The organism is Psychrobacillus psychrotolerans, from assembly GCF_900115805.1.
In the GTDB taxonomy this organism is placed as follows: domain Bacteria; phylum Bacillota; class Bacilli; order Bacillales_A; family Planococcaceae; genus Psychrobacillus; species Psychrobacillus psychrotolerans.
The window spans coordinates 1-22,546 of the sequence record NZ_FOXU01000002.1 but is presented as its reverse complement, the minus strand read 5'-3'; the positions used below and the strand labels follow the sequence as shown (position 1 = coordinate 22,546).

At 39.2% G+C, this 22,546-nt stretch carries 19 protein-coding genes; 17 read left to right on the top strand and 2 right to left on the bottom strand.

The genetic code is table 11. The annotated features are described in order from the left end of the window. Positions 1-21 precede the first annotated feature (21 nt). The 9 genes from BM260_RS05195 to BM260_RS05155 all read left to right on the top strand — a co-directional run bounded on the left by BM260_RS05195 (position 22) and on the right by BM260_RS05155 (position 13,754). A complete protein-coding gene (locus BM260_RS05195) occupies positions 22-2,178 on the top strand; it encodes a (Fe-S)-binding protein (RefSeq protein WP_093535793.1) in 2,157 nt (718 codons plus the stop codon). Positions 2,179-2,557: 379 nt separating this feature from the next. After that, entirely contained in the window at positions 2,558-3,766 is a 1,209-nt protein-coding gene (locus BM260_RS05190; protein WP_093535791.1) for an acetyl-CoA C-acetyltransferase, read from the top strand. Next, the gene (locus tag BM260_RS05185; RefSeq protein ID WP_093535789.1) at positions 3,763-4,614 is read left to right on the top strand and encodes a 3-hydroxybutyryl-CoA dehydrogenase; all 852 of its coding nucleotides are present in this window, start codon (positions 3,763-3,765) and stop codon (positions 4,612-4,614) included. Before BM260_RS05190 ends, BM260_RS05185 begins: the two co-directional genes overlap by 4 nt. Positions 4,615-4,628: 14 nt before the next feature. Then, entirely contained in the window at positions 4,629-5,765 is a 1,137-nt protein-coding gene (locus BM260_RS05180) for an acyl-CoA dehydrogenase (RefSeq protein ID WP_093535787.1), read from the top strand. A 232-nt stretch (positions 5,766-5,997) separates the two neighbouring features. Then, positions 5,998-7,137 (top strand): acyl-CoA dehydrogenase, encoded by a 1,140-nt coding sequence (locus BM260_RS05175; RefSeq protein WP_093535785.1) that lies wholly within the window; start codon positions 5,998-6,000, stop codon positions 7,135-7,137. Positions 7,138-7,146: 9 nt separating this feature from the next. Then, positions 7,147-7,764 carry a TetR/AcrR family transcriptional regulator gene (locus BM260_RS05170; protein ID WP_093535783.1) on the top strand — a complete coding sequence of 206 codons (618 nt, stop codon included), beginning with the start codon at positions 7,147-7,149 and terminating at the stop codon, positions 7,762-7,764. Positions 7,765-7,800: 36 nt separating this feature from the next. After that, positions 7,801-11,058: a fused isobutyryl-CoA mutase/GTPase IcmF gene (icmF, locus tag BM260_RS05165; RefSeq protein ID WP_093535781.1), complete on the top strand. Its 3,258-nt coding sequence runs from the start codon at positions 7,801-7,803 to the stop codon at positions 11,056-11,058. A 338-nt stretch (positions 11,059-11,396) separates the two neighbouring features. Then, on the top strand, positions 11,397-11,939 hold the full coding sequence (rpoE, locus tag BM260_RS05160) for a DNA-directed RNA polymerase subunit delta (RefSeq protein WP_175496206.1): 543 nt from the start codon (positions 11,397-11,399) through the stop codon (positions 11,937-11,939). A gap of 219 nt (positions 11,940-12,158) precedes the next feature. Beyond that, positions 12,159-13,754 (top strand): CTP synthase, encoded by a 1,596-nt coding sequence (locus BM260_RS05155; protein ID WP_093535779.1) that lies wholly within the window; start codon positions 12,159-12,161, stop codon positions 13,752-13,754. 366 nt (positions 13,755-14,120) lie between these two features. Here BM260_RS05155 and BM260_RS05150 read toward each other — a convergent pair whose 3' ends face one another. Continuing rightward, the gene (locus BM260_RS05150) at positions 14,121-14,636 is read right to left on the bottom strand and encodes a DUF2529 family protein (protein WP_093535777.1); all 516 of its coding nucleotides are present in this window, start codon (positions 14,634-14,636) and stop codon (positions 14,121-14,123) included. A gap of 167 nt (positions 14,637-14,803) precedes the next feature. Between BM260_RS05150 and BM260_RS05145 the strand changes: the two genes are divergently transcribed. The 8 genes from BM260_RS05145 (at position 14,804) to BM260_RS05110 (ending at position 22,204) form a co-directional block, all read left to right on the top strand. Further along, positions 14,804-15,160, top strand: a complete 357-nt coding sequence (locus BM260_RS05145; protein ID WP_093535775.1) for a response regulator — start codon at positions 14,804-14,806, stop codon at positions 15,158-15,160. Between the two features lie 202 nt (positions 15,161-15,362). Next, positions 15,363-16,220, top strand: coding sequence for a class II fructose-bisphosphate aldolase (locus BM260_RS05140; RefSeq protein ID WP_093535773.1), 858 nt, complete (start codon positions 15,363-15,365; stop codon positions 16,218-16,220). A gap of 83 nt (positions 16,221-16,303) precedes the next feature. Further along, on the top strand, positions 16,304-16,951 hold the full coding sequence (fsa, locus tag BM260_RS05135) for a fructose-6-phosphate aldolase (protein WP_090565661.1): 648 nt from the start codon (positions 16,304-16,306) through the stop codon (positions 16,949-16,951). Positions 16,952-16,970: 19 nt separating this feature from the next. Beyond that, positions 16,971-18,248 (top strand): UDP-N-acetylglucosamine 1-carboxyvinyltransferase, encoded by a 1,278-nt coding sequence (locus BM260_RS05130; protein WP_093535771.1) that lies wholly within the window; start codon positions 16,971-16,973, stop codon positions 18,246-18,248. A gap of 249 nt (positions 18,249-18,497) precedes the next feature. Next, positions 18,498-19,460: a class II fructose-bisphosphatase gene (gene glpX / locus BM260_RS05125; RefSeq protein WP_093535769.1), complete on the top strand. Its 963-nt coding sequence runs from the start codon at positions 18,498-18,500 to the stop codon at positions 19,458-19,460. A gap of 348 nt (positions 19,461-19,808) precedes the next feature. After that, positions 19,809-21,092, top strand: a complete 1,284-nt coding sequence (rho, locus tag BM260_RS05120; RefSeq protein ID WP_093535767.1) for a transcription termination factor Rho — start codon at positions 19,809-19,811, stop codon at positions 21,090-21,092. Positions 21,093-21,276: 184 nt separating this feature from the next. Then, positions 21,277-21,504 (top strand): 50S ribosomal protein L31, encoded by a 228-nt coding sequence (gene rpmE, locus BM260_RS05115; RefSeq protein ID WP_093535765.1) that lies wholly within the window; start codon positions 21,277-21,279, stop codon positions 21,502-21,504. 127 nt (positions 21,505-21,631) lie between these two features. Next, entirely contained in the window at positions 21,632-22,204 is a 573-nt protein-coding gene (locus BM260_RS05110; RefSeq protein ID WP_093535763.1) for a thymidine kinase, read from the top strand. A 240-nt stretch (positions 22,205-22,444) separates the two neighbouring features. On the opposite strand, the gene BM260_RS05105 is transcribed toward BM260_RS05110, so the two are convergent. Next, positions 22,445-22,546: IS3 family transposase (locus tag BM260_RS05105; protein ID WP_139219897.1), on the bottom strand; the 102-nt coding region annotated here is incomplete at its 5' end.

Here is a 22,546-nt window from a genome sequence, read left to right as displayed (position 1 = left end):
ACTCAGAGGGGGAGAAATAAGATGAATCCATTATTAATTGCAAACTGGATACTGTTTATCGCAGTAGTTGTGTATGCTGTTGGATTGTTCGCATATTTGTTGAAAACAAGATATACGTATATCAAACTAGGGAAAAAAGTCGAATTTGAAGATAATGTGAAGGAAAGACTTCGCAAAATATGGGTGTATGTTTTTGGACAAAAGAAATTATTAAAAGATAAGAAGAGCGGAATTATGCACGTTATGTTCTTCTATGGCTTCTTATTAGTCCAAGCAGGAGCAATCGATTTTATTTGGAAAGGGTTAGCGCCAGGGTCTCATATTCCGCTTGGTCCATTATATCCAGCGTTTACTTTCTTCCAAGAAATTGTCACATTATTAATCTTAGTTGCCGTTGTATGGGCATTTTATCGCCGTTACGTAGAGAAATTAGTTCGCTTAAAACGAGGATGGAAAAATGGTTTAGTACTTATTTTCCTAAGTGGATTAATGCTTTCTGTTTTAATCGGGAATGGTATGGGGATGATTTGGCACGATCATAGTGCTACTTGGTCAGAACCAGTTGCATCAGCCATCGCTACTATTTTCGGTTTCTTACCACCGACAGCAGGAGCAGTAATTTTCTTTGCAATGTGGTGGGTGCATTTAATCATTCTATTAACATTCTTAGTGTATGTTCCACAATCTAAGCATTTCCACTTAATCACTGGACCTGCAAACGTTTACTTCCACCGTTTGGACAAAGTTGGTAGATTACGTCCGATTAATTTTGAAGAAGAAGAAAGCGAAGACCCAGAGGCAGAAGAAGAAATGCCTTCGTTCGGGGTAGGTCGCATTCAAGATTTTACGCAAGCACAGATGATCGACTTCTATGCATGTGTAGAATGTGGTCGTTGTACGAATATGTGTCCGGCAACTGGAACAGGGAAAATGCTGTCACCAATGGACTTGATCGTAAAGCTACGTGATCATTTAACATTTACGGGAGCAGTGGAAACGAAGAAAAAACCTTGGGTACCAGCACTAGCATTCCAAGGAACAAAAGGAAATCAGCTTGCGATGGCTGCTGGAGCAGAAGGCGCAATAATCGAAGACATTTATAGCCCATCTCTAATTGGAGATGTTATTACAGAAGAAGAAATTTGGGCTTGTACAACTTGCCGTAACTGTGAAGATCAATGTCCAGTTATGAACGAACATGTGGATAAAATTATTGACCTTCGCCGTTACTTAGTAATGACGGAAGGGAAAGTAAACCCTGATGCACAACGCGCAATGACTAACATTGAGCGTCAAGGAAATCCGTGGGGCCTTAACCGTAAAGAAAAAGAAAACTGGAGAGATGCTCGTCCGGAAATTCATATTCCAACAGTAAAAGAAGTATCGAAAGCTGGAGAAGAGTTTGAATACTTGTTCTGGGTTGGTTCGATGGGATCCTTCGATAGCCGATCACAAAAAATTGCTCTGTCATTTGCACATTTGATGAACGAAGCGGGAGTTAAATTTGCAATACTTGGCAATAAAGAAAAGAACTCTGGGGATACACCACGTCGCTTAGGAAATGAGTTTCTATTCCAAGAGTTAGCTGGTTCAAATATCTCGGAATTTGAAAAAGCAGGTGTAACGAAGATTGTAACAATCGATCCTCATGCATATAATATCTTTAAAAATGAATACGGTGATTTTGGATGGAACGGAGAAGTTCTCCATCATACAGAAATGCTATACGACTTAGTGCAAGATGGTCGCTTGAAACCGCAATACGCAGTGGAAGAAACGATTACATTCCATGATTCTTGTTACTTAGGTCGCTATAATGATGTATACGATGCACCACGTGAAGTATTAAAAGCTATTCCAGGTGTGAAGCTAGTTGAGATGGATCGTAATAGAGAAAATGGTATGTGTTGTGGAGCCGGTGGCGGACTAATGTGGATGGAAGAGCATGTTGGAAATCGTGTAAACGTAGCTCGTACAGAACAAGCACTAGAAGTAAATCCAACTATTATTTCTTCAGGATGTCCATATTGCTTAACAATGTTATCAGATGGAACGAAAGCTAAAGAAGTGGAAGAAACAGTAGGGACTTACGATATTGCTGAACTTCTAGAGAAATCGATATTTGGGGAATTTATTCCTCCGGTGGAAGAGGAAGAGTTAGAACAAATCGTTCAATAATGAGAAATGTGCAGACACCCCAGTACCACCCCTAAAAAGGGTTTGAGGAATGACGATAAATTTGTCCTATTCTTTATCTGTCATTCTGAAACGGCTCTTGGGGCTAGGCTAGATGCTGGAGTCTGAATAATACTATATTTATATTGCAAATAGTCTTATAGTTTCGTAAACTAATCTTAATCACGTTTTAAATGGTAGTAAAAGCCAGAATGGTTCAACTAATAGTCAGTGGGAGAAAAACAACACTGATGAATGTTTCACTTTATAGTAAGGGAGTAATTTGTTACTCCCTTTTTTCTTACAAATGAATCGAGCGAGCGTTCAGTCGTTTTTTATTTTTAAAAAGTTGGAAGCGTATACAACAATAAGGGGTGTCTATATGACGAAAACAGTTATTTTGGATGGAGCACGTACAGCTTTTGGTAAATTTGGAGGAGCATTGAGTACTTTAACTGCTTCTGATCTTGGTGGAGTAGCTATTAAAGAAGCTCTAAATCGCTCTGGTATTGACCCTGAGCAAGTAGACGAAGTAATTATGGGGACTGTTTTACAAGCAGGCCAAGGACAGATTCCTTCTCGCCAAGCAGCAACTAAAGCTGGAATTCCTTGGTCTGTCAAAACGGAAACGATCAATAAAGTATGTGCCTCTGGAATGCGGAGTGTCACACTTGCCGATCAATTGATCCGCCTTGGTGACGAGGAAGTAATTGTCGCAGGTGGCATGGAATCGATGTCTAATGCACCATATTATTTACCAAAGGGCAGATTCGGCTTACGTATGGGAGATGCGACGATGGTTGATGGTATGGTTTACGACGGTTTATCTTGTTCGTTCCATCCTAAAAATGTTCATATGGGAACTTACGGTAACTCGACTGCAGATACGTTTGAGCTGTCTCGTGAAAAACAAGATGCTTGGTCGTTTAGAAGTCATGACCTGGCATTGAAGGCTATAGATAATGGGGTATTAGGAGAAGAAATTGTCTCCCTTGAGATTCCACAACGAAAAGGTGAGCCCGTCATCGTGAAAGAGGACGAATCACCGCGCCGCAATACATCATTGGAATCATTAGCTACACTTAAGCCAGCTTTCGGTAAAGAAGGCACAATCACAGCAGGAAACGCACCTGGTATTAATGATGGGGCTTGTGCACTCGTATTAACAAGTGAGGAAAAAGCAATGTCACTTGGAAAAGAAGCACTTGCTTACGTTATCGGCCATGCAGAAGTAGCGATTGAACCGGAGAAATTCCCACAAACACCTGGATTAGTAATTAATAAAATCCTTGAGAAAACGGGTAAAACACTAGCGGAGATAGATCTATTCGAAATAAATGAAGCATTTGCAGCTGTTGCATTAGTAAGCAGTCAGCTAGCAGGATTAGACGAAGAAAAAGTAAATGTAAATGGTGGAGCAGTTGCACTTGGTCACCCAATAGGCGCATCAGGTGCGCGAATTATACTTACACTTGCGTATGAATTGAAGCGTCGTGGCGGTGGTATCGGAATCGCTGCAATTTGTTCCGGTGGCGGTCAAGGGGATGCCATCATGATCGAAGTTCCAAAAACAGGAGGCAGTGAAGCATGAATATCCAAAAAGTATTAGTAATCGGGGCAGGTCAGATGGGATCTGGAATTGCTCAAGTATGTGCACAAGCAGGATTTGACGTAAAACTAAATGATCGTGAACAACAATTTTACGATCGTGGTATCCAGACAATTACAAAAAACCTTTCTCGCAATGTAGAAAAAGGTCGGATGACGGAAGATGAAAAACAATCAGTACTCAATAAAATTACAATGTCCCTGTCTATGGAAGATGCTAACGATGTCGATTTAGTAATCGAAGCTGCAGTCGAAAACATGGAGATTAAGCAATCTATTTTCAAACAACTAGATGATATTACACCGGCGCATACAATTCTAGCAACAAATACTTCCTCGTTACCAATTACAGAAATAGCAGCTGCGACAAATCGTCCTGAGCAAGTTATTGGTATGCATTTCATGAACCCTGTTCCAGTGATGAAGTTAGTAGAAATCATCCGTGGACTCGCTACATCTGATGAAGTTTACACAGCGATTGAAGAAATGACGAAGAAACTAAGCAAAGTGCCAGTAGAAGTAAATGACTTTCCTGGATTCGTATCTAACCGTATTTTAATGCCAATGATTAACGAAGCCATCTACACACTTTACGAGGGTGTTGCAACGAAAGAAGCTATTGATGATGTGATGAGAATGGGGATGAATCACCCAATGGGTCCCCTTCAACTGGCGGACTTTATCGGCTTGGACACTTGTCTTTATATTATGGAAATCTTACATGAAGGATTTGGAGACAGTAAGTACCGTCCCTGTCCGTTATTACGTAAATATGTGAAAGCCGGATGGCTAGGAAAGAAAACAGGCAGAGGATTCTACATCTACGAATAAAAGGGGCAACTAGAATGGAATTGAAATTCACAGAAGAACAACTGATGATGCGCAATATGGTGAGAGATTTTGCTAAAACAGAAATCGAACCTTTTATAGATAAGATGGAGCAAGGGGAGTTCCCACGTGAAATTTTGAAGAAAATGGGAGAACTCGGCTTAATGGGCATCACTGTTCCAGAACAATATGGTGGCTCAGAGATGGATTTTACAAGCTATGTAATTGCCATTAATGAGTTATCAAAAGTGAGTGCTGTAGTAGGGGTAATTCTATCCGTTCATACTTCAGTTGGCACGAATCCGATATTATATTTCGGTAACGAGCAACAAAAAAACAAATATATTCCAAAGCTTGCAACAGGTGAATATTTAGGTGCCTTTTGCTTAACGGAGCCATCTGCAGGATCGGATGCTGGAGCTTTGAAAACAAAAGCTGTAAAAAAAGATGATCACTATGTATTGAATGGCTCAAAAGTTTTTATTACAAATGGTGGAGAAGCAGACGTGAATATTGTTTTTGCGTCAACAGATCCTTCTCAAGGTTCAAGAGGTATTACGGCGTTTATTGTCGAAAAGGATACACCAGGATTTATCGTAGGGAAAGATGAACATAAAATGGGTCTCCATGGTTCTAGAACTGTTCAACTAACATTCGAAGATATGAAAATACCTGTAGAAAACAGACTTGGTGAAGAAGGAGAAGGCTTTAAAATCGCAATGGCCAATCTAAACACTGGGCGTATCGGTATTGCAACGCAGGCACTTGGGATTGCAGAAGCCGCTTTCGAAGCCGCTGTTGAGTACTCAAAAGAACGTGTACAATTCGGTAAACCAATTGCAGTAAACCAAGGAGTCGGATTTAAACTAGCTGACATGGGAACTGCTGTAGAAGCTGCTAGATTACTAGTCTATCGTGCAGCAAGTCTTCGTGAACAAGGACTTCCTTGTGGTAAAGAAGCATCAATGGCTAAACTATTTGCCTCAAAAACTGCAGTAGACGTGGCGATTGAAGCGGTGCAAGTATTCGGCGGATATGGTTATACAGAGGATTACCCAGTAGAACGCTACTTCCGTGATGCGAAAATCACGGAAATATACGAAGGTACAAGTGAAATTCAACGTATCGTAATTGCTAAGCATCTAACGAATTAAAACTGTTAGTTAAGAGCAATTCCGCTCTATACGAAAGCGAACTTCAGTCATACGAGAGAGATTGGGAGCTATACGAGAGAATTCCAAAGCTAAATGAGAGACTGTCAGCTGAACGAGAGAGATTTGGTTCTATACGAGTAAGAATTTCGGTCATACGAGAGAGGCCACAAGCTATACGAGAGGCCCTCTCTCGCTGCTCCAACAAACTAAACTTAAAAAGGCGGGATTAACAATGAATTTCCAACTATCAGAAGAACATGAAATGATTCGTAAAATGGTAAGAGACTTTGCAGAAAAAGAAGTGGCACCAACTGCTGCTGAACGTGATGAAGAGGAACGCTTTGATCGTGGCATTTTCGATAAAATGGCTGAACTTGGCTTAACAGGAATTCCATGGCCGGAAGAATACGGTGGAATTGGTTCAGATTATCTTGCATACTGTATCGCAGTTGAAGAGCTATCACGTGTTTGTGCGTCAACAGGTGTAACTTTATCGGCCCATACTTCACTTGCGGGTTGGCCTATTTTCAAATATGGCAGTGAAGAGCAAAAACAAAAATATCTACGCCCAATGGCAGAAGGTACAAAAATCGGTGGATATGGTTTAACAGAAGCTGGTTCAGGTTCAGATGCGGGTGGTATGAAAACTACGGCAAAATTAGATGGCGACGATTATGTCCTAAACGGCTCAAAAATCTTTATTACAAACGGTGGAATTGCAGATATATATGTTGTCTTTGCAGTAACAGATCCAGAGTCGAAGCATAAAGGTACAAGTGCATTTATCGTTGAAGCAGATTTTCCAGGATTCTCTGTTGGGAAAAAAGAGAGGAAATTAGGGATCCGTTCTTCTCCAACAACAGAAATTATTTTTGATAATTGCCGTATTCCGAAAGAGAATCTTCTTGGGGAAGAGGGGCAAGGATTTATTATCGCTATGAAAACATTAGATGGAGGACGTAACGGAATTGCGGCTCAAGCTGTTGGTATTGCACAAGGGGCATTAGATGCATCAGTAACTTATGCAAAAGAACGTGTGCAATTTGGTAAGCCAATCGTTGCAAACCAAGGGGTATCCTTCAAACTTGCAGATATGGCAACTTCTATCGAAGCATCTCGTTTGCTTACATATCAAGCTGCTTGGTTAGAGTCAAATGGACTTTCATACGGTAAAGAATCGGCGATGGCGAAACTAATGGCTGGTGATACAGCGATGAAAGTAACAACAGAAGCTGTTCAAGTATTTGGTGGATATGGTTATACAAAAGATTATCCAGTAGAACGTTATATGCGTGATGCGAAAATTACACAAATTTATGAAGGTACGCAAGAAATTCAACGATTAGTTATTTCTCGTATGTTAACAAAGTAATCGATGTCTATGGAAAAGAAACATGAAGTAAAGACATCGGTGAAAGATGAGAATCTTATTGAAAAAAGAAGAGAGCAAATGATTCGTGCAGCTGTTACTTTATTCAAAGAAAAAGGATTTCACCGTGCAACTACGAGAGAAATAGCGAAAGAAGCTGGCTTCAGTATTGGGACTTTGTATGAATATATTCGTACGAAGGAGGACGTATTGTATCTGGTTTGTGACAGCATTTACAACGAAGTGCATAATCGCCTTTCACAAATTAACGCAGAGAATGGTACCATCGGCGATTTAAAAACTGCGATCCGTCACTACTATGGTGTGATTGACGATATGTCAGATGAATTCGTAGTTATGTATCAAGAATCCAAATCACTCCCAAAAGGGGCCTTGGAGTATGTACTAACAAAGGAATTAGAAATGGTCAAAATTTTTCACAAGATAATAACGGGCTGTATTCAGGCAGGGGAACTTGGATTAACCGACGCACAAGCACAACTGTATGCACATACATTAGTCGTTCAAGGGCAAATGTGGGCATTTCGCAGATGGGCATTGCGCAAGGAATATACAATCGAACAATTTACAGAACTACAAATGGAATTATTACTACATGGGATGAAATAAAAAAGCACGTTCAACATAACAAGGGGGAATATCAACATGTCTACGGTAGAAGTATATCGTCCAAAAAATCATGTACGATTCGTTACAGCATCCAGTCTGTTTGATGGACATGATGCATCTATCAATATTATGCGCCGCATTCTACAAGCAAGCGGAGCAGAGGTTATCCATTTGGGACATAATCGCTCGGTAGAAGAGGTAGTAAATGCTGCCATTCAAGAGGATGTACAAGGAATCGCCATATCTTCCTATCAGGGAGGACATGTTGAGTATTTTAAATATATGAAAGACCTACTCGTCGAACGTGGAGCACCACATATTCGCATATACGGCGGGGGCGGCGGAGTAATTATTCCGAAAGAAATAAAAGAATTACAAGCGTACGGCATTTCCGGCATTTTCTCACCAGAGGATGGACGTAAATTAGGGCTTCAAGGAATGATCAATCAAATGCTTGTGGAATGTGATGTAGCAATAGAAGCAAAAGGTGTAAGTGAAGAAATTTCTAATGTTACGACAGAAAACCCAGAAGTTCTTGCACATCTAATCACTGTAGCGGAAGAAGCTCATCAAACACATAATGCGGAAGCAGTTCAAATGCTAGAGCAAGCAAAAGAATTATCTAAAAGCACTCCAGTACTAGGTATTACAGGTACGGGGGGAGCGGGTAAAAGTTCTTTAACGGATGAATTAATTCGTCGTTTCCTACAGGAGCTTCCGGATAAGAAAATTGCTGTCATATCTATTGACCCAACGAAGCAAAAAACAGGTGGAGCACTGCTAGGTGACCGTATTCGTATGAATGCAATATTCAACAAACGTGTATTTATGCGCAGCTTAGCTACTCGGGGTTCACGTACAGAATTATCAGGAGCGCTTGCCGATGTACTAGATGTTGTAAGAGTTGCTGGATATGACATGATTATTGTAGAGACAAGTGGAATCGGACAAGGGGATGCGGAAATTACAAATGTATCGGATGTCTCGATGTATGTAATGACTAGCGAGTTCGGAGCACCCTCTCAATTAGAGAAAATTGACATGATAGATTATGCAGATTTAATCGTGATTAATAAATTTGAACGTAAAGGCTCTGAAGACGCTCTTCGCCAAGTGCAAAAGCAGTATCAACGCAGCCGTGAACTTTGGCATGATGATTTAGATACGATGCCTGTATATGGAACTATTGCTAGTCAGTTCAATGATAAAGGAACGAATTCATTATTTGCGGCACTAGTTGCTACTATAAACGAAAAGACTGGTTCTACTTGGGAGACCTCGTACGATCAATTTGTGAAAACGCAAAAACAGAACGTCATTATACCAAATGAACGCCGTTACTACTTACGTGAAATTACAGATGCTGTTCGTGGATACCATCATAAGTCGGAAGAACAGGTTGGCTTTGCAAGAAGACTGTTCCAGCTAGAAGGTGCAATCGAACAAGTGAAGGAAAAAGCGTCAGATGATGTCCTAGTTCAGTCTCTTGAATCATTAGCTGCAGGTGTTCGTGACGAACTGACGGCAGAATCTAAACGCATTTTAGAAAACTGGGCAGCTTTAAAAGAAGCTTATGCTGGAGACGAGTTTATCACAAAGGTTCGAGATAAAGAGATTCGCACGATTCTTCGTACGGAAAGCTTATCAGGAATTAAAATACCAAAAATAGTATTACCTAAATTCGTAGACTATGGGGAAATTTTACGTTGGGTGTATAAAGAAAACGTGCCGGGTTCATTCCCGTATACAGCAGGTGTTTTTCCGTTTAAACGAGAAGGGGAAGACCCGAAACGTCAATTTGCTGGAGAAGGAACACCGGAACGAACAAATCGTCGCTTCCACTATTTATCGAAAGATGATGATGCAAAACGTTTATCGACTGCGTTTGACTCAGTGACACTATACGGAGAAAACCCAGATCATCGTCCGGATATTTATGGGAAAGTTGGGGAGTCTGGTGTTAGTATTTGTACATTAGAGGATATGAAAAAGTTATATGATGGCTTTGACTTATGTGCACCTTCCACCTCGGTTTCGATGACGATAAATGGACCGGCTCCAATTATCCTTGCAATGTTCATGAATACCGCAATTGATCAACAAGTGCGCCTGAAGGAAGAAGAACTAGGTCGCACCCTAACTGTTGAGGAGTTTACAGAAGTTAAAACTTCCACGTTACAGGTCGTTCGAGGAACTGTTCAAGCAGACATATTGAAAGAGGATCAGGGTCAAAATACATGTATCTTCTCTACGGAGTTTGCACTACGAATGATGGGAGATATTCAGCAATATTTTATTGACCAAAAGGTTCGTAACTATTATTCTGTCTCTATTTCGGGATATCATATTGCAGAAGCGGGAGCAAATCCGATTTCGCAACTAGCATTCACACTGTCAAATGGCTTTACCTATGTAGAATATTATTTAAGTCGTGGCATGAATATAGATGACTTTGCTCCGAATTTATCGTTCTTCTTCTCGAACGGATTAGACCCAGAGTATACGGTTATTGGACGTGTCGCTCGTCGTATTTGGGCAGTTGTTATGCGTGACAAATATGGTGCAAATGAGCGTAGTCAAAAGTTGAAATACCACGTACAAACATCTGGTCGAAGCTTGCACGCTCAAGAAATCGACTTTAACGACATTCGTACAACATTACAAGCTCTGATGGCACTACAGGATAACTGTAATTCGCTACATACAAATGCTTATGATGAGGCCATTACAACTCCTACAGAAGAATCAGTTCGTCGTGCAATGGCGATTCAAATGATTATTACGAAGGAACATGGGCTTTCGAAAAATGAAAATCCTCTGCAAGGTGCTTTTATCGTAGAAGAAATGACAGACTTAGTAGAAGAAGCTGTTCTGTCCGAATTCGATCGTATTAATGATCGAGGTGGAGTGCTTGGAGCAATGGAAACACAATACCAACGTGGCAAAATTCAAGAAGAATCTATGCACTACGAGATGAAAAAGCATACCGGCGAGCTACCTATTATTGGGGTGAATACTTATTTAAATCCTAATCCTGCTTCTGACGAGGATATTAATAATATGGAAATCGCACGTGCAACGACAGAAGAAAAAGAGACGCAGATTACAAATTTACGAAATTTCCAACAAAAGAACGAAGCGGAGACAGAGGAAGCACTTGCTCGGTTGAAGCAAGTTGCAGTTACTGGTGGCAATATTTTTGAAGAGTTAATGACCACTGTTCAAAAAGCAAGTCTTGGTCAAATTACACATGCCTTGTATGAAGTTGGGGGACAATATCGACGTAATATGTAAATGGATAGCACCCTGAAAAAATAATTTAGTGTTCCGATGATTATCGGAACACTTTTTTACTATTTTTTTGTATAATATACCTAGTATGTAGTAAAGGAGAATTTGAATGAAAAAACCTGTTCACATTTTGATCATAATGATTCTTTTACTACTAACTTTTTTTCTATATAACAAACAACTAGCCTCTGTGCCACTTCTTTTAATATCATTTTACTTGTTTACAATTGTAGGATGTAAAATTTCTCTTTTCAAAAAGAATAAATGAATGTAGCATATAACATACTTGTGTGTATATAATGAAAAGTATGCAAACGAAACATAGAAAGGACGTGCACGATTTGAAATTTCGTGAAATGACAATAACACAACTACAAGAAGAATCGTTAATCGATCTAGCATTTGCGATTTTAGAAGATAAAAAGAACTCATTAACTTTAAAGGAATTATTTGATGAGATTCAACATTATAATGGATTAACAGATGAGGAAATGGCTTCTCGTAAACCTCAATTCTATACAGATATGAATATTGACGGGCGCTTTTTAGCAATTGCTGAAAACCAATGGGGCCTTAGAGAATGGTATCCAGTAGAACAAATTGAAGAAGAATCAGCTCCTACAGTAAAAGTTCGTAAGAAGAAAGATAAAGTAAAAGATAATGAATTAGACGATTTAGATGAGGATGAAATTATCTTCGAAGAAGAATTTGATGAGTTCGTAGAAGATGACGATGATGACGACGACGATGAGGATGATCCAGTGATCGAGTTTGTCGGAGCAGAGATCGATGAAGTAATTGAAGAAGACTTGATTGATGAAGACGATGATGAATTTGAGATTGATGAGGACTTGGACGAAGAAGACGAAGAAGAGGAAGAATAATTCTTGACTTATTTTCTTATGCGCTATAAGATTTTATTGGGCTCTTTTTAAAGAGACATTACTCATGTGCATATGCGCTCCCCTGCAACGAAGCAGGCGGAGCGCTTTTTGTTATTGCTTTACTCTTATTTATTTTGAGTGTTTTAGGCATACTGAAATAAGAAAATGTTCCCATCATATGTGGTGGCGAGCTAGATATTACATTAGGAGGAACACATAATGACTAAATTTATATTTGTTACTGGTGGGGTTGTATCCTCACTTGGAAAAGGGATTACGGCTGCTTCACTAGGTCGTTTATTAAAAAATAGAGGTCTAAACGTAACGATCCAAAAATTCGATCCTTACATCAACTTAGATCCTGGTACAATGAGTCCATATCAACACGGAGAGGTTTTCGTAACAGATGATGGGGCAGAAACAGATTTAGATTTAGGACACTACGAGCGTTTTATCGACATTAACTTGAACAAATACTCGAATATCACAACAGGTAAGGTCTACTCATCTGTCCTAAGAAAAGAACGTCGTGGCGATTATAATGGTGGGACAGTTCAAGTAATTCCACATATTACTAATGAAATCAAAGATCGCTTGTTTTTAGCTGCAAAAGAAACACATGCAGATATCGTTATTACAGAGATCGGTGGAACAGTAGGAGATATCGAATCTCTTCCATTCCTAGAAACAATTCGTCAAATGAAACGTGATGTGGGTAGCGATAACGTAATGTATATTCACTGTACTTTAGTGCCATTCATTAAAGCTGCTGGAGAAATGAAAACAAAACCAACACAGCATAGTGTAAAAGAATTACGTAGCCTAGGTATTCAACCAAATGTAATAGTACTTCGTTCAGAAATGCCAGTTCCTCAAGATATGAAAGATAAAATTGGCCTTTTCTGTGACATCAGACCAGAGGAAGTAATCGAATGTATCGATGCAGATTCTCTATATGAAATTCCGTTGAATTTACAAGCGCAACATTTAGACCAAATTGTAGTAGATCATTTCAAACTACAAACTCCTGAAGCAGATATGACAGATTGGATCGGCTTAGTAGACCAAGTAAAATCATTGTCGAAAAAAGTTCGTATTGGTTTAGTTGGTAAATATGTAGAACTTCAAGATGCATACATTTCAGTAGTGGAAGCGATGAAACATGCTGGCTACAAATTTGATGCTGACGTAGAAGTGAAATGGGTAAATGCAGAAGAAGTAAATGAAGACAATGTTGCTGAAATTCTTGCTGATGTAGATGGAATCCTTGTCCCTGGTGGATTTGGAGACCGTGGTGTAGAAGGTAAAATTTCCGCTACTAAATTTGCACGTGAAAACAATGTACCATTCTTAGGTATTTGTTTAGGTATGCAATTAGCAACAGTAGAATTTGCCCGTTCTATTCTAGAACTTGAAGGTGCTCATTCTACAGAGCTAGATCCAACAACACAACATTCTATTATTGATTTATTGCCAGAGCAAAAAGACGTAGAAGACCTTGGTGGAACCCTTCGTTTAGGATTATATCCATGTAAGTTAACACCAGGTTCAAAAGCACATCAAGCATACGGAGAAGAACTAGTATACGAACGCCACCGTCACCGTTACGAGTTTAACAACGAGTACCGCGAGCAATTCGAAGCAGCAGGATTTGTCTTCTCTGGTACAAGCCCAGATGGTCGCCTAATCGAAATCATCGAGCTACCAGATCACCCATTCTTCGTAGCTTCCCAGTTCCACCCAGAATTTGTGTCACGTCCACAACGTCCACAACCATTGTTCCGCGACTTCATCAAAGCAGCTGTTGGTGAATAAGAAATGTGGAAGACGCCGTTTAGCTGCGAAAAGCGCTGGAAGACTTGAAAGAAAAGGCGTCATTTGCCTTTACTAAGAGTCTGAAGCGATCGAGTAGCTGGTGTCTGAAACTGGACCATCTAGAAAAGTGAAAGCACCTACCACAAAAAAGGATTCCTCATGCGATTTAGCATAAGGAATCCTTTTTTACTTAGTGGAATAACTATTTAAAAATATCCTACATGGGTGTGCCTTCCTATAACAGCCGACTTGACAGAAATGACGATCTTGCATGATGGAAAACTTGGGTAGTCGTCAGCTGTAATAGATTAAATGGGAAATAATTCAAAACAACTAAAGAATAATCTCTTTAGGTATTTATATAAACTATTCACCGACTAGCATTTCATTTACCTGCATTTTCACTGCTTCATATACAAATAATCCAGCTAGTGCATGTGGGAGCACAGTGCGGCCTCCATCTTCAGTAGGTAGAAGTCCTTTCGAGAGTTTAGTGGATATATATGTATAGGCAAGTTCAGCTAGCAAATTAGCTTCACTTACTGGTTCTGCTGCTAATGCACTGAAAGGTATAAACTCGTCATTCAACTTTTTAGCTAACTTCAAAGCTTCTTCGTCTTCACAGGAACGAGTAAGAATCCAAACCCGGTCTGCACTTGTCAGCTTTATTTCAGGTGACCAAACTTGCATAGATGGAAAAGGTTCGGCTGCAAACTGTGCATTAATGGAAATACTTTTCATTTCTCCAAAAGTGGCGAAAAAAACTGTTCCTTCTCTAGCAGCTGCCTGGGCAAGCAAACGAGCAGTTTCCTCCATATTTTCTTCCTCTGAGCCGGCAATTCTTTGTAATAAACCAGAAAGTTGTGTAGTTAACATCTTCATTAATATTCACCTCTTCTTTATTATAATGCATATGGCGTTTTTTAAAATATATAGTTATGGGTAATAAATCAGGTTAATATGGAAAAATTTTAAATAAAAAGAGGGAATGACGCAACTAATATCGTATAATACAGATAGGGGATAAATAAAGAAGGGGTTTGCATGTTATGAAACATATCTTAATAGTAGATGATCAGTTAGGAATACGATTATTATTGAAAGAAGTGTTTGCCCAAGAAGGGTACGAAGTCAGTTTAGCTGCAAATGGATATGAGGCATTAGAAATTTTGAAGGAATACAAGATCGATGGTGTTTTACTCGATATGAAAATCCCAGGTATGGATGGAATTCAAATTTTGAAGTTAATCAAAGAACAATGGAGTGATATCCCAGTCATGATGATGACAGCATATGGTGAATTGAATTTCATAGAGGAATCAAAGAGGTTAGGTGCATCTCTCTATTTCACTAAACCATTCGATGTATTTGAACTAAGAGATTCTGTGAATAATCTCCTGAAATAAGTTGGAACAGCAGGCAGTGGAAAACATCGCCTGTTTTTGTTATGATGTAAAAGAAAAGTGGTAGATACCATTAAACTATTATATAGTTCTGTTAATAGTATTGCGTAAGTATATATTTTTTCAGGCGATTGGTATCTCCGTTTAAAGAATAAGAAACAAAGATAATATGGAGAGTAAAAGCAAATAGAGGAGGTCCATTTCAATGGCTTTAGTTTCGATGAAAGAAATGCTGGAAAAAGGGAAAAAAGAAGGATATGCAGTAGGGCAATTTAACATTAATAATTTAGAGTTCACACAAGCAATCCTGTTAGCAGCTGAGGAAGAAAAATCTCCAGTAATTTTAGGAGTATCTGAGGGTGCAGCAAAATATATGGGTGGTTTCATTGCAGTCGTATATATGGTTAAAGGACTAATGGAATCTTATAAAATTTCCGTTCCAGTGGCAATTCATTTAGACCACGGTTCTAGCTTTGAAAAATGTAAAGAAGCAATTGATGCAGGATTTACTTCTGTAATGATTGATGCTTCTCATCATCCGTTTGAAGAAAATGTAGAAACTACAATTAAAGTTGTAGAATATGCACATGCTCGCAACGTATCTGTAGAAGCTGAACTGGGAACAGTTGGTGGACAAGAGGATGATATTATTGCTGAAGGAGTTATCTATGCAGACCCTGCTGAATGTGCAGAACTTGTGAAACGTACAGCAATCGATTGTTTAGCTCCAGCACTAGGTTCTGTTCATGGACCATACAAAGGTGAACCAAACTTAGGCTTCAAAGAAATGGAAGAAATCTCGAAACTTGCAGACCTGCCACTTGTTTTACACGGTGGAACTGGTATACCAACACATGATATTACACGTTCTATTTCACTTGGAACTGCAAAAATCAATGTAAATACAGAAAATCAAATTGCTGCTACTAAAGCTATTCGTGATTTCTTTGCTGCTGACACAGAGCAATATGATCCACGTAAATATTTGACGCCTGCACGTGATGCGATTAAAGCAACAGTAATCGGTAAAATGCGCGAGTTTGGAAGCTCAAATAAAGCTTAATAATAATTAGAAAAATAGCTACAAGGGAGAAGTGTTCAATGAACCTTCTCCTGTTTTTCCATCATGAGGAGGATATTATTCATATGAAATTTTTTATCGATACTGCCAATTTTGACGAAATAAAAGAAGCACACGCTTGGGGGATTCTATCAGGAGTAACAACGAATCCATCTCTAGTTGCAAAAGAAAATATCTCATTCCACGATCGCCTTCGTGAAATTACTGCGTTAGTAGACGGATCAGTTAGTGCAGAAGTAATTGCACTAGATGCAGAAGGAATGATTAAAGAAGGTAGAGAACTTGCTGCCATAGCACCAAACATTACTGTAAAGTTACCAATGACTCCAGAAGGTCTGAAAGCATGTTCAGTATTCCGTTCAGAAGGCATTAAAACGAATGTTACGCTTATTTTCAGTGCAAACCAAGCATTATTAGCAGCACGTGCTGGGGCAACGTATGTATCGCCATTTTTAGGTCGCCTAGACGATATCGGTCATGATGGTATGGAACTGATTGCGAAAATTGCTCAGATATTTGATATTCATAATATCGACACTGAAATTATTGCAGCTTCTATTAGACATCCTCAACATATTACAGATGCAGCTTTAAACGGTGCACATATTTCAACAACACCTATTAAAGTATTGAAACAATTATTCAATCATCCTTTAACTGACAAAGGAATTGAAGGATTTCTAGCGGATTGGAACAATCGTAAAAGCGAGTAACAAGACGAGGGAGAACTGTATGGAAGTTTATAAAATAAAAGGGGGACAACGCCTTCAAGGAACTATTAAAGTAAGTGGGGCAAAAAATAGTGCAGTTGCACTTATTCCTGCTTCTTTATTGGCGAATTCCCCTGTAACTATTGAAGGATTACCAGAGATTTCGGACGTTTTAACACTAAAAGAAATTTTAGAGGAAGTAGGAGCTAAAGTAACATTTGAAAATGGAACAATGACGATTGATCCGACAAATGTTGTCGATATGCCTCTACCAAATGGCAACATCAAAAAACTACGTGCATCTTATTACTTAATGGGTGCCTTACTTGGACGATTCAACAAAGCAGCAATTGGTTTACCTGGTGGTTGCCACTTAGGGCCACGACCTATTGATCAGCATATTAAGGGGTTTGAGGCTTTAGGTGCATCAGTATCCAATGAACATGGTGCGATTTATTTGCGTGCACAAAACTTAGTTGGCGCGAAAATCTATTTAGATGTTGTAAGTGTAGGTGCCACTATTAATATTATGTTAGCAGCCGTTAAAGCAAAAGGCCGTACAATCATTGAAAATGCAGCAAAAGAACCGGAAATTATTGACGTTGCAACATTATTATCTAATATGGGTGCGAATATCAAGGGTGCAGGTACAAATGTCATCCGAATTGACGGTGTTGATGAATTACATGGTACAAAGCACACGATTATTCCAGATCGTATTGAAGCTGGCACATTTATGATTATGGCCGCAGTCGCTGGAGATGGTGTGACAATTGATAATGTGATTCCCTTTCACGTAGAGGCATTAACTGCAAAGCTTCGTGAAATGGGTGTGAAGGTGGAAGAATATGAGGAGAAGATTGTCATTCCGAAAGTGGAAACAATCTTACCTGTAGACGTAAAAACTTTGGTATATCCAGGTTTTCCAACCGACCTACAACAACCTTTTTCTGTATTGATGACCCAAGCTACTGGCACATCTGTTATTACAGATACTATTTACTCCGCTCGATTTAAGCAAATCGATGAGTTACGTAGGATGAATGCAAATGGACGTGTGGATGGAAGAACGGCAATTATTACAGGACCGGTAAAATTACAAGCAGCTACTGTTCGTGCAAGTGATCTTCGTGCTGGAGCAGCGCTTGTACTTGCAGGTTTAATTGCTGATGGTGAAACGGAAATTCAAGATATATTCCATATAGAACGTGGTTATAGCTCCTTAGTAGATAAGCTTCAAGGACTTGGAGCGAATATTAGACGAGTAGAAATAAAAGAAATAGAAGTAAATAACGATTAATACTCTACTAGCAGTGTGGTTTATTTGATATTTGAAAATTATATTGTTATTTGTCCAGCCTCTCGAGTAGCTTAAGAACTGCAAATAAAGGCAAAGAACGCCTTCATTGCAGTTCTCCCAGCTCTCATCAGGACTGACATAGGCATTTACTATTTTCTTAATATCAAATTTGACAAATATGCTACAATGAGACAGGAAGAAAAGCAATTTGGAATTTCTGATATTGCAAAACTGGAGGCTTATATTATTATGGAACGTAGTTTATCAATGGAATTGGTTCGAGTAACAGAAGCAGCAGCAATCGCATCTGCACGTTGGATGGGTCGAGGGTTAAAAAATGAAGCGGATGATGCAGCAACAACTGCGATGCGTACAGTTTTTGACACGATTCCTATGGAAGGCGTAGTTGTAATCGGAGAAGGAGAGATGGACGAAGCACCAATGTTATATATTGGTGAAAAACTTGGTCTTGGAAGCGACGGTCCTCATGTTGACATCGCAGTAGATCCTTTAGAAGGTACAAATATCGTAGCTTCAGGTGGTTGGAATGCACTTGCGGTACTTGCAGTTGCCGATCGTGGAAACTTACTTCATGCTCCAGATATGTACATGGATAAACTTGCCGTAGGACCTGAATCTGTAGGTCTAGTGGATATTAATGCATCAGTTTTAGATAATTTAAAAGCAGTTGCTCGTGCAAAAAATAAAAACATTGAAGATGTTGTGGCTACTATTTTAGGTCGTCCTCGTCATCAAAAAATTATTGATGAAATCAGAGCAGCTGGTGCACGTATAAAACTAATTACAGATGGTGACGTTGCAGGAGCTATTAATACTGCGTTTGATGATACAGGTGTAGATATTTTATTCGGTATGGGTGGTGCTCCAGAAGGAGTTATCGCTGCTGTTGGATTAAAATGTTTAGGTGGAGAAATCCAAGGGAAACTTATTCCTCAAGATGAAGCAGAGCTTGAGCGTTGCATCAAAATGGGATTAGACGTAAACAAAATTTTACGTATGGAAGACTTAGTTAAAGGCGATGACGCTATTTTCGCTGCTACAGGAGTGACAGATGGAGAACTACTTCGTGGAGTGCAATTTAAAGGTGCCTTCAGTTCAACGCATTCCATCGTTATGCGTGCAAAATCAGGTACAGTTCGATTTGTCGAAGGTCGTCACAGTCTTAACAAAAAACCAAACCTAGTTCTATAAAGAAATTTGAAAGCACCTTTTGGTGGAAGTCAGTCTAAGTTCGCGACATCGTGTCGCAACGACTGGCTGACCCACATCCTATGGGCCTCCGAAAAGCGCTGGAAGACTTGCCATAAAGGCGTAGTTTGCCTTTTATGCAAGTCTGAAGCGACCTCGAGGGGCTAGGTGCTGGAGCTAGACAGATCTTGATTAGTAAGTTTATACTTTCTTAGTCTATAAAAAAGAACTTTCCTTTATGTTTTACCCGGCGACCAATCTCTGGCGTCGGGTAACCTCTTATAAAACTTCTTTCTCAATATCTCAAAATAGTAAAACAATAAAAAACAATAAAGAGTGGTGCATACCCATATGACACAAACAACAATTAATGAGTTAGAAAACATGACTCTGAAAGAACTATATACACTTGCGCGAAAATTTAAAGTAGCCGCATATAGTAAACTTTCAAAAAAAGAACTTATTTTTGCAATCTTAAAATCTCGTGCGGAACAAGAAGGATTTTTCTTCATGGAAGGCGTACTTGAAATTATTCAACAAGAGGGCTTCGGTTTCTTGCGCCCGATTAACTATTCACCTAGTTCAGAGGATATTTACATCTCAGCTTCTCAAATAAGAAGGTTTGACCTTCGTAACGGAGACAAAGTAACAGGAAAAGTGCGACCACCAAAAGAAAGTGAACGTTATTATGGCCTGTTACATGTTGAATTGGTCAACGGCGAAGACCCTGAAGTAGCAAAGGAAAGAGTTCATTTTCCTGGACTAACCGCTTTATATCCTGATCGTCATATCAAATTAGAAACGGATCCTGAGAAACTATCGACTCGTATCATGGACTTGGTAGCACCAGTTGGTTATGGTCAACGTGGATTAATAGTAGCGCCACCAAAAGCTGGTAAAACATTACTTATTAAAGAAATTGCTAACGCAATAACTACGAATCATCCAAATGCGGAACTAATTGTTTTATTAATAGATGAGCGTCCAGAGGAAGTAACTGATATTGAGCGTTCGGTAAAAGCAGATGTAGTGAGTTCTACATTTGATGAAGTTCCAGAAAATCATGTAAAAGTGGCTGAGCTTGTACTGGAAAGAGCAATGCGATTAGTTGAACATAAACGCGACGTTATTATTTTGATGGATTCAATTACTCGTTTAGCTCGTGCTTACAACTTAGTTATTCCACCAAGCGGTCGTACACTATCAGGTGGTATTGATCCTGCTGCTTTCCATCGTCCAAAACGATTTTTCGGAGCAGCTCGTAATATCGAAGAAGGTGGCAGTTTAACAATTCTTGCCACGGCATTAGTCGATACGGGATCAAGAATGGATGAAGTAATCTATGAGGAATTTAAAGGAACTGGTAACTTAGAACTTCACTTAGACAGAAGCCTTGCAGAGCGTCGTATCTTCCCAGCGATCGATATTCGTCGTTCAGGAACTAGAAAAGAAGAATTACTTATACCGAAAGAGCAGTTGGACAAACTTTGGGCGATACGTAAAACCTTCTCGGATTCATCTGATTTTGGAGAACGCTTCTTAAGAAAGCTTCGCCAAACCAAAACAAATGAAGGATTCTTCGAACAACTTGCTGTAGAAATGAAAGCGCATAAAAGTGGTAAAGTTTCACTATAAAAAGTAATTACTAAAAACAAATATAAACTAAACATTTGCATTAAACGCATATAGATGGTATTATATTTAACGTAACATCACAATTTTCTGCTACATATGCGATTGACAACAATCGGATCGTGTAAGGTATCAGTATCATAACCAACTCTGTTCCAGATGGTTCAGGGCGAGAGGAGAGATAGAGATGAAAGCAGGAATTCATCCCGATTACAAAGAAGCTACAGTATCATGTTCATGTGGTAACACATTCACAACTGGTTCTGTAAAAAATGACATTAAAGTCGAGTTCTGTAACGAATGTCACCCATTTTACACTGGGCGTCAAAAATTCGCAGCAGCTGATGGCCGTGTGGATCGCTTCAACAAAAAATACGGCATTAAAGAAGAAATTTCAGAAGACCAAGAAAACTAATATTGAAGTACCTGTAGAGCATTTTGCTTTGCAGGTATTTTTATTTTAAGGCAAATATGGTTTCCGTTAACAGTTCACGTATGATATAAATAAGATAGAAAATACATAGCACACAAGGAGACAAATTATGGCGCAATTATTTTACAAACATGGAGCGATGAATAGTGGAAAATCAATAGAGATATTAAAAGTTGCTCATAATTATGAGGAACAGGACAAACCTGTTTTAATATTTACACCAGGAATAGATACACGTGACGAAGTCGGTCATGTTTCTAGTAGAATTGGCTTGAAAAGAAAGGCAACAGCTATTTATGATGAAACTAATCTATTTGAATTAGTTCAGGCAGAATCTATAAAGCCTTACTGTGTATTAATCGATGAAGTTCAGTTTTTAACAAAGGAACATGTTCTGCAACTAACGAAAATAGTAGACGATTTAGATATTCCAGTAATGGGCTTCGGATTAAAAAATGATTTCCAAAATGAACTTTTTGAGGGAAGTCGTTATATGCTAATTTACGCAGACAAAATTGAAGAGATGAAAACTATCTGCTGGTTCTGTCATAAAAAAGCAATCATGAATCTACGAGTTGATGACCAAAGAAAACCTGTCTACACTGGCGAACAAATCCAAATAGGCGGCAATGACTCCTACTACCCAGTATGCAGAAAATGCCACGCCAATCCACCACTATAAGCTACTGAAAATCCACTTCATTTAATTCTATGAAGTGGAATTTTAAAGAATGAAAAGAAAACGATATGTCCTAAGCCTAGTGTTACAGGTGAATTTAAGAATTAAATGTACCGCTGATTTCGGTTACAGGTGGACGCTTTCCGCGGGCGAGGCCGAGCCTCCTCAGTCAGGCGCTACGCTCCTTCCCTGCGGGGTCTCGACTTTCTCGCTTTGATATGAACCCCAAAAGTTGTACTCTTATTATGCCGCTTTTTCATAGTTTAAGCGATACTCAATGGGGCTCATCCCATTGAGTTTTTGTTTGATGCGTAGTGTATTGTAATATTCAATATAGGTTTCTAT

What these genes read in the sequence shown, in the direction of transcription:
- rho (WP_093535767.1), top strand. Translation starts at nt 19,809, where the DNA reads ATGACACAAACAACAATTAATGAGTTAGAAAACATGACTCTGAAAGAA.
- rpmE (WP_093535765.1), top strand. Translation starts at nt 21,277, where the DNA reads ATGAAAGCAGGAATTCATCCCGATTACAAAGAAGCTACAGTATCATGT.
- BM260_RS05110 (WP_093535763.1), top strand. Translation starts at nt 21,632, where the DNA reads ATGGCGCAATTATTTTACAAACATGGAGCGATGAATAGTGGAAAATCA.
- BM260_RS05175 (WP_093535785.1), top strand. Translation starts at nt 5,998, where the DNA reads ATGAATTTCCAACTATCAGAAGAACATGAAATGATTCGTAAAATGGTA.
- BM260_RS05195 (WP_093535793.1), top strand. Translation starts at nt 22, where the DNA reads ATGAATCCATTATTAATTGCAAACTGGATACTGTTTATCGCAGTAGTT.
- BM260_RS05185 (WP_093535789.1), top strand. Translation starts at nt 3,763, where the DNA reads ATGAATATCCAAAAAGTATTAGTAATCGGGGCAGGTCAGATGGGATCT.
- icmF (WP_093535781.1), top strand. Translation starts at nt 7,801, where the DNA reads ATGTCTACGGTAGAAGTATATCGTCCAAAAAATCATGTACGATTCGTT.
- BM260_RS05170 (WP_093535783.1), top strand. Translation starts at nt 7,147, where the DNA reads ATGGAAAAGAAACATGAAGTAAAGACATCGGTGAAAGATGAGAATCTT.
- BM260_RS05180 (WP_093535787.1), top strand. Translation starts at nt 4,629, where the DNA reads ATGGAATTGAAATTCACAGAAGAACAACTGATGATGCGCAATATGGTG.
- BM260_RS05140 (WP_093535773.1), top strand. Translation starts at nt 15,363, where the DNA reads ATGGCTTTAGTTTCGATGAAAGAAATGCTGGAAAAAGGGAAAAAAGAA.
- BM260_RS05145 (WP_093535775.1), top strand. Translation starts at nt 14,804, where the DNA reads ATGAAACATATCTTAATAGTAGATGATCAGTTAGGAATACGATTATTA.
- BM260_RS05150 (WP_093535777.1), bottom strand. Translation starts at nt 14,636, where the DNA reads ATGAAGATGTTAACTACACAACTTTCTGGTTTATTACAAAGAATTGCC.
- BM260_RS05130 (WP_093535771.1), top strand. Translation starts at nt 16,971, where the DNA reads ATGGAAGTTTATAAAATAAAAGGGGGACAACGCCTTCAAGGAACTATT.
- glpX (WP_093535769.1), top strand. Translation starts at nt 18,498, where the DNA reads ATGGAACGTAGTTTATCAATGGAATTGGTTCGAGTAACAGAAGCAGCA.
- fsa (WP_090565661.1), top strand. Translation starts at nt 16,304, where the DNA reads ATGAAATTTTTTATCGATACTGCCAATTTTGACGAAATAAAAGAAGCA.
- BM260_RS05155 (WP_093535779.1), top strand. Translation starts at nt 12,159, where the DNA reads ATGACTAAATTTATATTTGTTACTGGTGGGGTTGTATCCTCACTTGGA.
- BM260_RS05190 (WP_093535791.1), top strand. Translation starts at nt 2,558, where the DNA reads ATGACGAAAACAGTTATTTTGGATGGAGCACGTACAGCTTTTGGTAAA.